This window comes from Dyadobacter sp. HNCC25DJ183 (assembly GCF_056895175.1).
The window spans coordinates 76,923-91,586 of sequence record NZ_JBXHAP010000006.1; the positions used below are offsets into that span (position 1 = coordinate 76,923).

Genomic DNA, 14,664 nt, shown 5'->3' on the forward strand with positions numbered 1-14,664 from the left:
TTTTCACAATCAAAAATATATGTAATGGAAAGACGCGTAGCGCTGAAAAGCATGGCGTTGGCTGTGGGTGCATTGGCAAATCTGCCGGCCTGGGCATCGGGATGGAACAAGGAATCACTTACCGGAACCGGCTTCCTTTCTGCTGACCAGTCCAAAACCCTTGCAGCAATTGTAGAGACCATCATTCCCAAAACGGATACGCCGGGCGCAGGCGAGCTTGGGGTAGGTGACTTTGTGCAGAAAATGGTTAAGGATTGCCACGATAGCAAGACACAAACCAGCTTTGCGAGCGGAGTATCTAATCTGGATGAGCAAAGTGTGCAGAAGTTTGGCAAGTCATTTGTCGAAGCAGGCAAAGATCAGCGCCTGCAGCTGGTACAGTCCCTGGAAAAAAGCCAGGATGTTAGTGACCGTGGTTTTTTCAGTCTTCTTAAAAATCTGACAATCCAGGGTTACATGACCTCAGAATATGTAATGACCAACATAACCCATTATGAAATGGTACCAGCGCGTTTCCACGGCTGTGTGCCTGTTACTAAGGGATAGAAGGGAGAAACCTCCCTTTCCTCCATCTTCCCTTTTATCCCTTTCTTCTCAAAAAATGGCAAATTTCAATATAGACAGTAAAAAGGCCCGGACTTACGATGCGATCGTGGTAGGTTCCGGGATCAGCGGCGGCTGGTCGGCCAAGGAGCTGACGGAAAAAGGGATGAAAACCCTTCTTCTTGAACGCGGCCGGAATGTAGAGCATATCAAGGATTATCCGACCACGAACATGATGCCGTGGGAGTTTGAACACCGCGGACGTTTGCCCAAAGAGATAACAGACGCCAACCCGATTGTCAGCAAGTGCTATGCATTCGGCGAATCGTCGGCGCATTTTTTTGTGAAAGACAATGAGCATCCTTATGTGCAGGAGAAACCTTTTGACTGGCTCAGAGGATATCAGGTAGGAGGAAAATCATTGCTCTGGGCGCGTCAGACGCAACGTTGGAGTAAATACGATTTCGAAGGACCAGCACGTGACAAGTTCGCTGTTGAGTGGCCGATCAGTTATGATGACATTGCTCCCTGGTACAGCCACGTAGAGAAATTCGCGGGCATTACCGGAAATAAGGATGGACTCGACGCACTTCCTGACGGGGAGTTTCTTCCGCCGCACGAACTGAACTGCGTTGAGAAATACTTCAAAGAGCAGGTTTCTAAAAATTACAAGGACCGCCACATTATCATTGGCCGCGCCGCGCATATCACGGAACCGCAGCAGGTACACCTGGATCAGGGACGTGCCAAATGCCAGCATCGTACCATGTGCGAGCGGGGTTGTCCGTTTGGAGGATATTTCAGCAGTAACTCCTCTACCATCCCCTGGGCCTTGAAAACAGGAAATCTTACCTTACGCCCGCATTCGGTTGTTCATTCCATTATTTATGATGACAAGAAGCAAAAAGCTTCCGGTGTGCGGGTGATAGATGCTACGACGAACGAAATGATGGAATTTTATGCAGATATCATTTTCGTGAATGCAGCTGCATTGAACACAAACCTGATCCTGCTGAATTCGACGTCAAGCCGCTTCCCGAATGGATTGGGGAATGATAGTGGCGTGCTGGGCAAGTATGTGGCTTTCCATAATTACCGCGCGAGCATTTCCGGTGAGTATGAGGGTTTCTTGGATTCTACAACCGACGGGCGCAGACCTAATGGTGGTTACATTCCGCGGTTCCGTAATGTTTACAAACAGGAAACTGACTTTTTGAGAGGGTACGCGGCTGGCTTTACTGCTTACCGCCAGACATACAATGACAAAAGTGGTGTAGGCGAGTCGCTGAAAGCGGGGCTGCACGAGACAAAATACGGTAACTGGGGTGTGGGCTCACACATGATGGGCGAAACCATTCCAAAGGAGAGCAGCTATGTTGCGCTTGATAAAACGCAGAAAGATGCCTGGGGTATCCCGCTTCTGAAAATCGATGTGGGTTATGACGACAACGACGAGAAGATGATCAAGGATTACATTGAGCAGGTGAGCGAGATGTTTACCAATGCGGGTTTCAAGAATGTGAAAGCACATGACGGAAAACGCAACCCAGGTAATGACATCCACGAAATGGGTGGTGCCCGAATGGGAAAAGATCCTAAAACTTCCATCCTGAACAAATGGAATCAGGTACACGCTTGCAAGAATGTGTTTGTTACTGATGGTGCAAGTATGACTTCCACTTCCACGCAAAATCCATCACTCACTTATATGGCGCTTTCGGCGAGAGCTGTTGACCATGCAGTGAAAGAAATGAAGGCGAAGAATTTGTAAAATTCACCTTCGTAGGTATACAGCCGGTACAGCAATGTGCCGGCTTTTTTTGTGTCAAATAGCTCAGAATAAACATCCTTTTTACATCAGATTACAAAAGAGCGACAGAGCAGGATAGTTGTGTTTTGTGCTTTAATTATGATTAATAAAAGTTTTAATTTTTTTATACCAAGACTAAGGGCATCCGGGTACAAAAAAGTCTTTCCATTATTACATAAACAAAGACTCAATGCACGATCCTTTGCTTAACCAGGAACTGAAACGCTCCGGCCCTTTTGTGTCTGTACTGCACGAAGGAAAGAACGATGTGAGTGAAATTGATTCTGCCTCATTCCTTAAACTGACTTTTGAACAAAATCCGGCAAAAGGGCTGGAATTGCTCTTCAAAAGGTTCTATACTCCGCTTTGCAGCCACGCTGTAAGGTTTGTATACTCCAAACAGCTCGCCGAAGATCTTGTCAGTGAAGTCTTCTTTCAGTTCTATCGCACGAAAGCGTACGAGAATATCAACACTTCGTATACCAGCTATCTCTTCCGCTCCGTGCGGAACGAATGCTATACGTATATGCGACGGGAGTTTGGAAAAACAGATACACTGGACGTGACGGAGGAAAACACCATTTCGTGTTACCAGCAACTACCCGACGCCGAAATCCATTATAACAACTTGTTTATAAAAGTCAACGAGGTAATTGCCCGCCTGCCGACGCAGTGCCAGAAGGTATTCCTTCTCAGCAGATTTGAGAACAAGAAGTACAATGAAATCGCCTCCGAGCTTCACATTTCACCTAAAACGGTGGAAGTACATATATCCAAAGCATTGAAACACCTGCGCTCTGCGCTCCATGGCGAGTGGATGATTTCACTTGCTATGGCCCTGTTGAGTTTTGCTTCTCTTTAAGAGATTGCGTGGGTTGGTGTTGTACTTCGAAATTCTAGCAAAATGAAAACACTTATATCGAGATATAGCCTGTTTGAGTATCTGGCCGGTCGGGCGAATCCGCTGGAAAAGCAGCTGATTGAAGACTGGATCATGCAAAAAGAGAACAGCGAACAGTTTCACCAATGGTTGATGGAGTATGAGATCAGCCACCCGCAATTTGCACCGGAACAGGATACAGCACTTGAAAACCTGCTCAGCCGGCTGAATGAAGACCTTCCTGAGCAAGAGGAAAAGGAAAGTCCGGCACCCGCACAGTTCAAGTCTTCCTTTCAGAGTTTTGGAAATCGCTTCTGGCTTATTGCGGCTTCGGTGATTTTACTCGTAGGCTGCTGCCTGTGGTTCAGGGATGATATTCAGTATAAAACCTATCGGACCGGCTACGGAAAAACAACGGATATATACCTGGAAGACGGCAGCAAAGTGGCGCTGAATTCGAACTCGAAACTTAAAATCCCAAGGTTTGGATTTGACAGGGCGCTGCGCCAGGTCATGCTGGAAGGCGAAGCCGAGTTTTCAGTCAGTCACACCGTTGACAGCAAGAAGTTCATTGTAAAAACATCAGATAAGTTCAAGGTCGAGGTACTAGGTACCACCTTCTCGGTTTACGCACGGCCGCGCGGCACGAAGGTATCGCTCACCAGCGGAAGTGTGCGCATTGATTACTCCCGCGATGAGCAGCACAAGAATCTGATGATGGTACCGGGGGACCTGGTCACGCTTGACAAGGCTGGCGAGGTACAAGTGGCGCGTAAGCAGGATACCAAAACGTTTGCGACCTGGAAGGAACAGCGGTACGTATTCAATGCCACTTCAATGCAGGAAATCGCTGCGCTGCTTGAAGAGAATTTCGGGCAGAAGGTCACCCTGGCCGACTCGGCTATTGCACAAAGGACTATCACCGGGAATTTCAAAACCAGGAATGCAGAAGAACTTTTACGGACGATCTCGGAAGTGCTTGATATGAAAATCGAGCGTAATGGCAGCACCATCTCTTTAATGAACAACTGATTATTCTTAACCACTTACTTATGAATCTAATGCTATCAGCTAAGCAATGGGTAAGCGTTGGACTTGTGCTCATGACGCAGGTCCCACGACAAGCCCAGTCCCAGGTAATTGCATTTGCCTCCGCACCGGCTAAGCAGCACAATGCTTATGCACAGGAGATGAAACTCAAGAATGTGCTTTTGGATTTGCAAAAGCACTATGGGGTTGAAATCGTATTCGAAGATCGTTTGGTTGGTTCAATTAATGTAGCTGCCAGCGCGCTTGACCTGAGTCAGCCAATCGAGAAGAACCTCGGTATCATCCTCGCTCAGAACGGGTTGAAATATAAAAAAACCAGAAAGAATACATTTGTTATTACCGAGGAAAAAGCCCGGGAGAATGCGCCAAAAGATGAGAAAAGTACGTCAGCGGCGGTACCTGATCAATCCGCAAGTAATGAAGGTACCAGTAGCATTGGTACGGTTCAGCAGGTCGCTGTGGACCGTACTATTAAGGGGAAAATCTCGGACGAATCCGGAACGGGATTGCCTGGCGTAAGTGTGGTTCTGAAAGGTACGCAGCGCGGTACTTCTACAAGTTCAACCGGAGAATTTGCATTGGATATCCCCGATGGTGGAAATCCTGTATTGGTTTTGAGTTTTGTGGGATATAAATCTCAGGAGATCAGCGTAGGCAGCCAATCGGAAATAACTGTATCAATGGCGCCTGATGAGAATGCGCTGGATGAGATTGTAGTTGTAGGTTACGGGTCAGTTAAGAAGTCTGACCTGACGGGCGCGGTAGGAACCATCAAGGGGGAAGTGTTACAGGAGCGGCCCGCTTCTTCGCTGAACCAGGGTCTTTCCGGTCGCATTGCGGGGGTGAATGTATCGTCTAACTCCGGCCGGCCGGGCGGGCGGGCCAATATCCGCATTCGTGGTGCGAGCTCCATTAGCGTTTCTAATAACCCATTGTATGTGATAGACGGGGTTATTCTGAATGCAGTAGATCTTGCAAACGGAAGTACGCCCATTGACTACATCAACCCTAACGATATTGCGTCCATTGAAGTTTTGAAAGATGCTTCGTCGACAGCTATCTATGGAGCCCGCGGTGCAAACGGGGTGATCCTTGTAACTACAAAAAGAGGTACTTCGACAGGTGGAAAAGTGACTTACGATACTGATTTCAGCATTGGTGTTGCTCCCAGGAAGTTGCCTGTCCTGAATTCCCGCGAGTTTTTGGCTGTGGAAGAACTGGCTTACGAGAATGCGAAAAAGTTTGATCCGGTAGGCTGGGCGACGGGAACAAAATACACGGATCCAAAGACGAAGCGGACCAACCCGCTGCTGTTTGATTCCAATGGAAATCCATTGTATGATACTGACTGGCAGGACGAAGCGTTTCAAAAAGCATTTACCCAAAATCACCAGCTCGGTGTTACAGGAGGTAGTGAAAAAGGCAGTTTCGGCGCATTCCTGAACTACCGCAATGAGAATGGGATCGTGCGCGAATCCTGGCAGAAGCGATATGCCGGCCGTTTTGTATTTGATAGTCAGATCAAAAGCTGGTTGAAAATAGGAGGTACCCTGGGCTACACAGACCAGAATGAGAAGCAGATCGATCAATTGGGCGGCGGCGGAATTACCGCTATGCGCCAGGTATTGGAAGCGCTTCCTATTATTCCCGTTAAATATCCAGACGGCCGCTGGGCCAGTAACCGCGACTATCCCGGAATGGAAGGTGGCGACAGTCCGCTGCGGGTTGCACAGGAAAGGCTTTCCTATCTGCGCACGCAAACCATGCTGGGGAATATGTATGCAACAATAAGCCTGGCGCCTGGCCTGGATCTGCGCTCGACAGTTGGTACCAACATTATCAATCAGCGGGAAGATTATTTTGCTGCTGCGGGGTTGCAGTACATTTCAAACAATGGGGATGCGAGTGTCAACAACCGGCGGTTCAATTCGTGGCAGTTTGAAAATTACCTGACGTATTTCAAAGAGTTTGGTAAAATCCATTCGATCAATGCCATGCTCGGATTGTCCTGGCAACATGTAGACCGTTTCGAGAACCTGGCCAGAAGTCAGAATTTTACAGACACTTACTTTCAGTTCAATAACCTTGGAGCAGGTGCCACTGCACTTGCACCCAGCTCTTCCGCTTCGGCCTACGGACTCAATTCCTATTTCGCGCGGCTTAATTACGGGTTAATGGACAAATACCTGGTTACATTCACCGGCCGGATCGACGGATCTTCAAAGTTCGGTGCTGCCAACAGATATGCATTTTTCCCATCGGCTGCATTGGCCTGGCGGGTATCTGAGGAACAATTCCTGAAAACAAGCACGGTTATATCTAACCTGAAAATCCGGGCGAGCTACGGTGCAACGGGTAATTCCGAGATCCCGGCTTACCGTGCTCTAGCAGGTATGACCAATAACATTTCCAATGTTGTGGATTACAGCGTCATTTTTGGTGGTACCCGGAACATTGGTACCGGTATCAGCCGGATGTCAAACTCTAATCTGCAATGGGAAAAAACACAGCAGGTCGATCTGGGTATCGAACTGGGACTGTTTTCAAACAGGCTGAGCTTCGAGCTGGACCTTTACCGCAGGAAAGTAAATGAAATGCTCCTCGATGCCCCACTTCCGATGAGCAGCGGTTACAGCAGCATATTTACGAATATCGGAAGTATGGAAAACAAAGGGGTTGAATTTGCAGTCAATTCAATGAACGTCAAAGCCGGCGATTTTTCATGGAGTACTACTTTCAATATCTCGGTTAACAAAAACGAGGTACTTGCGCTGTCAGGTGGAAGCGACATTTACTCGGGGGCTACTGTTATCCGGGTAGGCGAGCCGGTTGGTTCATTCTTCGGAAGGGTTCACCAGGGTACCTATTCTACTTCGGAAGTGGAGGAAGCTAAAAAGTACAATATGCTTCCGGGAGACGTGAAGTACCAGGACCTGAACGGGGACGGTACGATTAACGACAACGACCGCACGATCATCGGAAAAGGTATCCCTGACGGTTTCGGGACATTCCTGAACACATTCCAGTACAAAGCGTGGTCGTTGACGGTTGATTTGCAATACATGTACGGAAACGACGTACTTGACAGAAGTATCCACTCGGCGGAGGACAGACAAGGTATCGCGAACAGCTACAAAACGGTTTTGAATGCCTGGACCGAGACAAATCAGAATACACCTATCGCGCAGATCCGCCCGATTAACGCATATTATACAACCAATAATGATAGCCACAAGGTTACAGATGCATCCTTTATCAGGGGCCGGAACCTGCTGCTTGCCTATGCATTCCCGGCTGATGTAGTGTCCAAGTTGAAGCTTGACAGGCTGCGGGCTTATGCTTCGATTCAGAACTTCTTTGTAGTTACCAAATACAAAGGTTACGATCCCGAAGTTTCCAACTCAGGTTCTCCATTTGATCAGGGATTCGGGTTGTATGACTATCCAAAGCCAAGGGTATTTATGCTTGGTCTCAACATTGGTTTGTAACATCTTGACCTTCATTCTGAATTAATATGAATAGGATATCAAAAAAAATCGGATTGTTAACTGCGGTAATGAGCATGTTTTGTGCCGCAGGCTGCTCGGACTTTCTTGAAGAGACGGATCCAAGCAATTTTACCACTGATAGTTATTTTACTGAACCTGCGCAGGCCCGAAGTGCCGTGAACTCGATCTACGCCAGCTTACGTGAGCCACTTGGAAGCGGTTTTGGTGGTGGGGCCTGGATGATGACCGAATTCGCAACTGGTCTCGCCAATACCGATCTTGGGCAGGCTGTGAACAGCTATTTTGTAAAAGACCTGCGAAATACCTCTGATAATGGTTACGGCCAGACTTACTGGGCAGCTTACTACCGGGGCATTGCCAATGCGAATTTGTGCATTGAGAAAATTCCCGGCATTGCTACCATGAATGCAGCCGAGGGACAGAAGCTGATCGGTGAGGCCCGTTTTCTTCGCGCATTTTACTATTTCAATCTCGTTCGGATGTTTGGTAAAATCCCATTGGTTACTGAATCAGTGAATTTGCAATCGGAGCAGCTCAGACCTTCGCAGGCGACGGAAGAGGAAGTTTACAACTATATCGTGGAAGATCTGAAAGCGGCAGAAGCTTCGGGTTTGCCTTGGCTGGATACTTCCGGGAAGGTGAGTATGGGGGCTGTCAAGTCTCTTCTGGCGCAGGTATACCTCACGATGGCAGGGTTTCCATTGCAAAAAGGCGCTACCCATTATGATCTTGCCGCAAAGAAAGCGGAAGAGGTAATCGATTCGAAGCAGTTTAAACTGTTCACGACTTACAATGATCTGCATGATCCGAACAAGAAGAATGTCGAGGAAAATATTTTTATGATCCAGTTCAGAACGCAGATCTTACCTTCCGGCTGGCAAGTTTCCATTATTCCTTACAACAAAAATATCTCCCAGTACTCGGATGAAACGGGTGGTATTTACGCCACAGCCGATTTTGTTAAATCCTATGATCCGGGTGATCTGCGTGCCAAGGAGAAGCAGTTTTTCTTTACCAAATTCACCAATGAGGCTGATCGTACGAAAGAGGTAGACCTGGGTGGTTATTTTATTTACAAACACTTTGACGTAGTTGCGCAAACCAGTACCGCGAACAGCGACCTGAACTGGCCGGTGATCCGGTATGCAGATGTTCTGCTGACGTACGCGGAAGCTGCAAATGAGGTAGCTGGGCCTTCTGCCAAAATTTACGACGCGGTGAATGCAGTACGAACAAGAGCGCAGCTGCCTGCACTTGCCGGTCTTACAAAAGATGTACTCCGCGAATCAATCTGGAAAGAAAGATGGTATGAGCTGTGTTTCGAAAACACCACCTGGTTTGATATGGTACGTTTGCGGAAGGCATTCAATGTGACTACCAAAAAGTTTGACAATTATGTAGGGCATAAGTTCTCATACGGACCCACGGTGACTGACCGCGAGCTGTTGTTTCCAATTCCGACTTCTGAAATGCGGAACAACACGAATTTGCGCCAGAACACCGGTTATTAAGCACGAATTGTATTTAGGTTAATGATTAGGCTTGTAAAAGCAGATAGGTCCCTGATCACATTTCGGGGACCTATTTTTTTGTAAAAACCGGCGTGGCATTACTTTTTTGAACTAACGGTTTTAAAACGAACAATTTCATTGACAACTGAACAACTATGAAAAAGACAGTAAATGTTTGGGTGCTGAGCGCGATGGTAGTAATGGGTGCTTCACTTGCGAGCTGTAATTCGGCAGAAAAGGACAGAAAGGAACTTGCCAATGCAGAAGAAGATGCACTTAAAGCTGCTGAGGAAACTTCGGCAATGGGCGATACCAGCAAAGAAGAAATGGCAGACGCGAAAGAGGATTTGCTTGAAGCGAATGCAAAGTTGAACGAGAAGCAGCAGGATTATCTGAATTCTCTGAAAGAACGTGAAGCCAAGATCCAGGAGCGCATTACAAAGCTGGATGAAAAACTCAAGTCGGCAGATGGTAATTCCAAACAGCGACTGACTGAAAGAAAGGATAAGTTTACCAAAGAGCGCGACTTATTGCAGGCTAATATCCTTGAAATGCAGAGACCAATGGAGGATAAGCGACTTGAAACTGTGCAGAAAGAAGTGCAGCAGCGGGTTGTTGCTATTGACAAGGAGCTAAGTCAGCAGGACTAATTTGAAGATATAGAATAAAAAATGGCCGGTTTATAGCCGGCCATTTTTTATTTATAATGCTGACAATCTTAGATATAACGGTTGATCAGATTTTCCAGGTACTCCTGTCTTCCTGATGTGATCGCCGGTTCGCCATTTGCAGCTGCCAGCTCAAAAAGATCTTCCAGTTTTAATGCACCTTTTTCAAACTCAGCACCTTTGCCGCCGTCGAAGCTGGCATATCTGTCTGTGCGGATCTTGTCGTATTCACCATTCTGGATGATTTTGTCGGCAACAACCAGTGCTCTTGCCACTGTATCCACACCACCAATGTGCGCATGGAATACATCTTCCATATCAGTCGAGTTACGACGACGTTTCGCGTCAAAGTTGATACCACCACCTTGCAGTCCGCCTGCTTTAAGGATTACCAGCAATGCTTTTGTCCATTCTGCAAGATCGTTCGGGAACTGATCAGTATCCCAGCCATTCTGGTAGTCTCCACGGTTTGCATCGATTGAGCCCAGGATACCTGCATCGGCTGCAACCTGCAATTCGTGCTCGAAAGTATGTCCGGCAAGTGTCGCGTGGTTTACTTCCAGGTTCAATGCGAAATCGCTGAGCAGATCGTGTTGGCGAAGGAAGCCGATTACTGTTGCTGCGTCGTAGTCATACTGGTGTTTCGTTGGCTCGCAAGGTTTTGGCTCGATGAAGAATTTACCTTTGAACCCATTGGCACGTGCATAAGCTACTGATATTTTAAGCATTTGCGCAAAGTGCTCCTGCTCTCGCTTCATGTCAGTGTTCAAAAGTGTCATATATCCTTCGCGACCGCCCCAGAAAACGTAATTCTCTCCACCTAACGCGATTGTTGCATCCAATGCCATTTTAACCTGCGCGCCTGCGTGAGTTACTACTGCAAAGTCAGGATTGGTAGAAGCGCCATTCATGTAACGGTGGTGGCCAAACAAATTGGCTGTTCCCCAAAGCAATTTAACTCCCGATTCCTTCTGCTTCTGGCCCAGGTATTCAATCAGCGTCTGCAGGCGTTTTTCGTTTGTTTTAACATCATCTGCATAGTCCACTACGTCTACGTCATGGAAGCAGTAGTAAGGCAGACCCAGTTTCGTGATCAGCTCAAATGCAGCGTCAGCTTTGTCTTTTGCCCGGTCTACCGCGTCAGACTTCTGGTCCCACGGGTAGAATAGGGTAGGACCTCCGAACGGGTCGAGGCCCGAGCCGCAGAATGTGTGCCAGTAGGCCACTGCAAACCGAAGGTGCTCCTTCATGCTTTTCCCCGCGATCACACGGTTTTCGTCATACCACCGATATGCCAGCGGATTATCCGTTTCGGGACCTTCATAAGCGATTTTCCCGACTCCTTTAAAGTACTCCTGTTCTCCGAGTAAGATGCTCATTTTAACTATAAGTGTAAGATTGACATTTTATAATACAATACTATTACTTTTTTCTGAATTTATTGTAAGTCTGAAATAAAAAGAGGAGCAGAAATGATTTCTGCTCCTCTCAACCTAAGATTTTTTTATTTAATCTCAGAAAAACTTAGCTCTGTTATCTTCGATTTTGGCGTGCTCACGAATCGCTTCGTTTACGAGATATGACATTCTGCTTTCGAGAGATTGTGTCAGTTGTGTTTTGTACTGCGTGAAATCTGCAATCTTCGGAGCTTCTGTTTTATTAAGAAGTTCAACAATGAAGACCCCGTTTTCACCTGTAAATACATCTGATTTCTGACCTGCCTTCAAGCCGAAAGCTTTACCCAATGCGATCGGATCGAAACCTGCGCTCGTAAGGAAGCCGGTAGCCAGTGAAATATCATTTGCAGATTCAACCAATGCACCGGCGCCGTATTTTTTAGCAATTGCATCCAGGTCGCCGGTTGCACCTTTCAATTTGGCAGTGATCTGTTCAGCTTTGATCTGGTTTCTTACCTTGGTAGTAAGCTCGTCGCGGAAATCGTCTACTTTCACTTCTTTCGCGTCAGACTTACCAGTCAACACTGCTACAACATATTGTTCCTCAGTTTCGAACACAGGAGAAACATCATCTACGTCCGAATCCTTCTTGAACGCCCATCTTACGATTTCACGTCCATTCTGAATCGCATTGATATTCGTTGCTGATTCAGGAACGCGGTTAGCAGTAGCAACTACCAGTGCTTTGTTCTTTTTAACAGCTTCCTGGAATTGTTGTCTTGTTTTTACAGAGTTTACAAACTCGTCAGCTCTTCTGTAAGCTTCGTCACGTGTTGCCTGGCTCGGAGCGATCGTTTTTCCGATTGCGGCAATGTGGTACAATGTGTTCGATTTTGGATCTGTTACCTTGATAATGTGGAATCCAAACTGGCTTTCTACAATTCTTGGAATCAGGCCCGGAGCAGTAGCTGAGAAAACAGCATCTTCAAATGGTTTCACCATTGCTCCGTTGTTCTGGAAGTAATTCAGGTCACCGCCACGTTGTGCTGATCCGGGATCTGCGCTGGAAGTAGCTGCAAGTGCTTCAAAGTTCGCTCCCGCTTTGATCTGCGCCAGGATGCTTTCTGCTCTTGTACGTGCTGCCGCCTTAGCTGAGTCAGACTGGTTTTCAGGACGGATCAGAATGTGGCTTGCTCTTGCAGAAGCTACTGTATCTTTTCTTGTACCGCCATATTTGTAGATATAATAGGTATTTCCTTCGCGGTAAGGTCCGTAAACGCCACCTGGAACAAATGTCTTCACAGCTTCTTTCAACTGGTCTGACATATTTGCCAGTGACATATTAATCGGAAGCGGAATGTCCGAATTCATACTTGCGAATGCAGAATCGTTAGGAGCAGCCGCCAGACCTCTTGCGAGCTCTTTGATTTCGGAATAAAGCGCCGCACTGTCATCTTTCGCCGGCTGAACAGGGAAGGTAACGTACTCGATTGAACGCGTATCTGTTCCTTTGTATTCTTTCCGATGTGCGCTCAGGTAGTCCTGAAGCTGCGCGTCCGTTACTTTAATGGTAGTATCAACAACCGAGAAATAAGGTACATACAAATAGCGCAAGTTGGCTTTGGTATTTTGTGCTATGTATTCTTTCTCTGCCTGTGCTTTCGGAGTATAGGTAGAAAGTCGCAGCAGGTTTTCGTATTTGGTACGGGTGCGTTCTTCGCGAAGGCTTTTCTCGAAGTTCTCCCATGATTTCTGTTGTTCAATCGGAAGTGTTTTCAGGTTTTTCAGGTAATTGATAACTGCATTTTTATCAAACTTTCCTGTTGTAGGATCTGAAAAAGCCTGCAAGATCGAGGGACTGATGTGATTTCCTTGTACCATATCGTACAATTCTTCATCTGTCACAGTAAGACCGAGCTCATCAAATTGTTTCTTATATGCAATATCAACCACAAACTGGTTCCAGGCCTGGTCTCTCAGTGAAGCGAGCTCATTTTCGTTCAGGCTGCGGCCCGACTGTGCTTCATAGTTCTGGCGAAAGCCGTCGACCCGACTTTGAAAGTCCTTGATATTGATTTCTTTGCCGGCGATCTCACCTACAACCTGGTTATTACTTCCGCCCAGCATTGAATTGGGACCTAAAAGATCGCCCCCAACCATAAAAAGAATTAAACTGATAGCGATTACCGTCACGGCAACCCCGGATTTCTCTCTGATCTTGTTAATTAAAGCCATTTTCTCGATTCAAAATTAGTGCGCAAAATAAAATCTTTTCTTCGTGGAAAGCAAGAGCTTACATTCCAATTTCAAGATAATGAATGCTGTGTGATTGAGGCGAATGCCGGGGGGAAGTTCAGTACATATGCTTCAGGTTGAAAGCATATAGGATTGCCATAAAAGTACTGATCAGAACTCCTGCCATTGCTGTGATTACTCCCAGCCAGCCGCCAATGAGGAAAAGCGGTGCAAGAAATGCAACTCCGATGCCCGCCAGGTAAAGGTAATATCCCTTTTTTTGAAGGTTCCACATCAGGTAAGCAGCATAAAGAGAGAGTGATTCGAAGATCAGCATGATAATCGCGCCCGTTTTGATGGATTCCGGTGTGGTTTGCTCGATTACTGCTTCGAACATCTTGTCCATTGTCTCGGTGTCGGCAGTTGTGTTCTGCTTGTCAACACTCTCTCTGACAGTTTCAAATGTTTCTCGGGTCCTGTCTGCCATTACTCCCGGACTCCATAATCTTTCTGATTGTGTCCAAAGCCCTGAAACAGAACTCATGAAGGTGAGAAAACACAATATTGTAAGGAAAGTCGGACGTTTTACGGGATCACTCATTGAGTAGGATAATCAGCAGATCAGTTCGTTCTGCTTTGTAAAATTTGCGGATTTCGATGAAAAGACCAAAGCGATTTGAATATTCTTACAGTCAAATATACTTTTGTCCTTTCAGTTTCACTTAATACATAACAACGAAAAACTACTTCTGATGAGCCTTCAAATTCTGACCGAACGCATTAAAAATATTCTTGGAACCGATAGCGGCCTTGGTGCAACTGCCAAGTTTGTGACCGAAGAAGGTGTGGTTTACGTCGACGGGAAATCCATTCCGAATGCAGTTTCCAACGATGATACCGAAGCCGATGCTACCTTCGAGGTATCTACAAAAAACGCATTGAAACTGATAGATGGCGACCTGAATGCGATGATGGCGCTGATGACAGGCAAGCTTAAAATAGACGGTGATATGGGTGTTGCGATGAAAATAGCTGAAACTTTCGGCGGCAAATAGTAGGGC

11 protein-coding genes are annotated in these 14,664 nt (G+C 46.6%); 8 read left to right on the forward strand and 3 right to left on the reverse strand.

All coding sequences use genetic code 11. The features are described 5' to 3' along the window. Nucleotides 1-24: 24 nt before the first annotated feature. From AC1XTG_RS16070 to AC1XTG_RS16100, 7 genes are all read left to right on the forward strand, one after another. On the forward strand, nt 25-546 hold the full coding sequence (locus AC1XTG_RS16070) for a gluconate 2-dehydrogenase subunit 3 family protein (RefSeq protein WP_484842643.1): 522 nt from the start codon (nt 25-27) through the stop codon (nt 544-546). Between the two features lie 55 nt (nt 547-601). Beyond that, a complete protein-coding gene (locus tag AC1XTG_RS16075; protein WP_484842644.1) occupies nt 602-2,314 on the forward strand; it encodes a GMC oxidoreductase in 1,713 nt (570 codons plus the stop codon). A 229-nt stretch (nt 2,315-2,543) separates the two neighbouring features. Next, on the forward strand, nt 2,544-3,215 hold the full coding sequence (locus AC1XTG_RS16080) for an RNA polymerase sigma-70 factor (RefSeq protein ID WP_484842645.1): 672 nt from the start codon (nt 2,544-2,546) through the stop codon (nt 3,213-3,215). A gap of 42 nt (nt 3,216-3,257) precedes the next feature. Next, complete coding sequence (locus tag AC1XTG_RS16085) at nt 3,258-4,265, forward strand: FecR family protein (RefSeq protein WP_484842646.1); 1,008 nt, start codon at nt 3,258-3,260, stop codon at nt 4,263-4,265. A 20-nt stretch (nt 4,266-4,285) separates the two neighbouring features. Continuing rightward, nucleotides 4,286-7,771 (forward strand): SusC/RagA family TonB-linked outer membrane protein, encoded by a 3,486-nt coding sequence (locus tag AC1XTG_RS16090; RefSeq protein WP_056280863.1) that lies wholly within the window; start codon nt 4,286-4,288, stop codon nt 7,769-7,771. Between the two features lie 26 nt (nt 7,772-7,797). Continuing rightward, entirely contained in the window at nt 7,798-9,303 is a 1,506-nt protein-coding gene (locus tag AC1XTG_RS16095; RefSeq protein ID WP_484842647.1) for a RagB/SusD family nutrient uptake outer membrane protein, read from the forward strand. Between the two features lie 155 nt (nt 9,304-9,458). Next, nucleotides 9,459-9,953 carry a hypothetical protein gene (locus AC1XTG_RS16100; protein ID WP_484842648.1) on the forward strand — a complete coding sequence of 165 codons (495 nt, stop codon included), beginning with the start codon at nt 9,459-9,461 and terminating at the stop codon, nt 9,951-9,953. A gap of 68 nt (nt 9,954-10,021) precedes the next feature. On the opposite strand, the gene xylA is transcribed toward AC1XTG_RS16100, so the two are convergent. The 3 genes from xylA to AC1XTG_RS16115 form a co-directional block, all read right to left on the reverse strand. After that, entirely contained in the window at nt 10,022-11,350 is a 1,329-nt protein-coding gene (gene xylA, locus AC1XTG_RS16105) for a xylose isomerase (protein ID WP_484842649.1), read from the reverse strand. A 135-nt stretch (nt 11,351-11,485) separates the two neighbouring features. After that, nucleotides 11,486-13,603 carry a peptidylprolyl isomerase gene (locus tag AC1XTG_RS16110; RefSeq protein ID WP_056280870.1) on the reverse strand — a complete coding sequence of 706 codons (2,118 nt, stop codon included), beginning with the start codon at nt 13,601-13,603 and terminating at the stop codon, nt 11,486-11,488. Nucleotides 13,604-13,721: 118 nt separating this feature from the next. Then, nucleotides 13,722-14,147 (reverse strand): hypothetical protein, encoded by a 426-nt coding sequence (locus AC1XTG_RS16115; RefSeq protein ID WP_056280872.1) that lies wholly within the window; start codon nt 14,145-14,147, stop codon nt 13,722-13,724. A 208-nt stretch (nt 14,148-14,355) separates the two neighbouring features. Between AC1XTG_RS16115 and AC1XTG_RS16120 the strand changes: the two genes are divergently transcribed. Beyond that, a complete protein-coding gene (locus AC1XTG_RS16120) occupies nt 14,356-14,658 on the forward strand; it encodes an SCP2 sterol-binding domain-containing protein (protein WP_056280874.1) in 303 nt (100 codons plus the stop codon). Nucleotides 14,659-14,664: the final 6 nt, after the last annotated feature.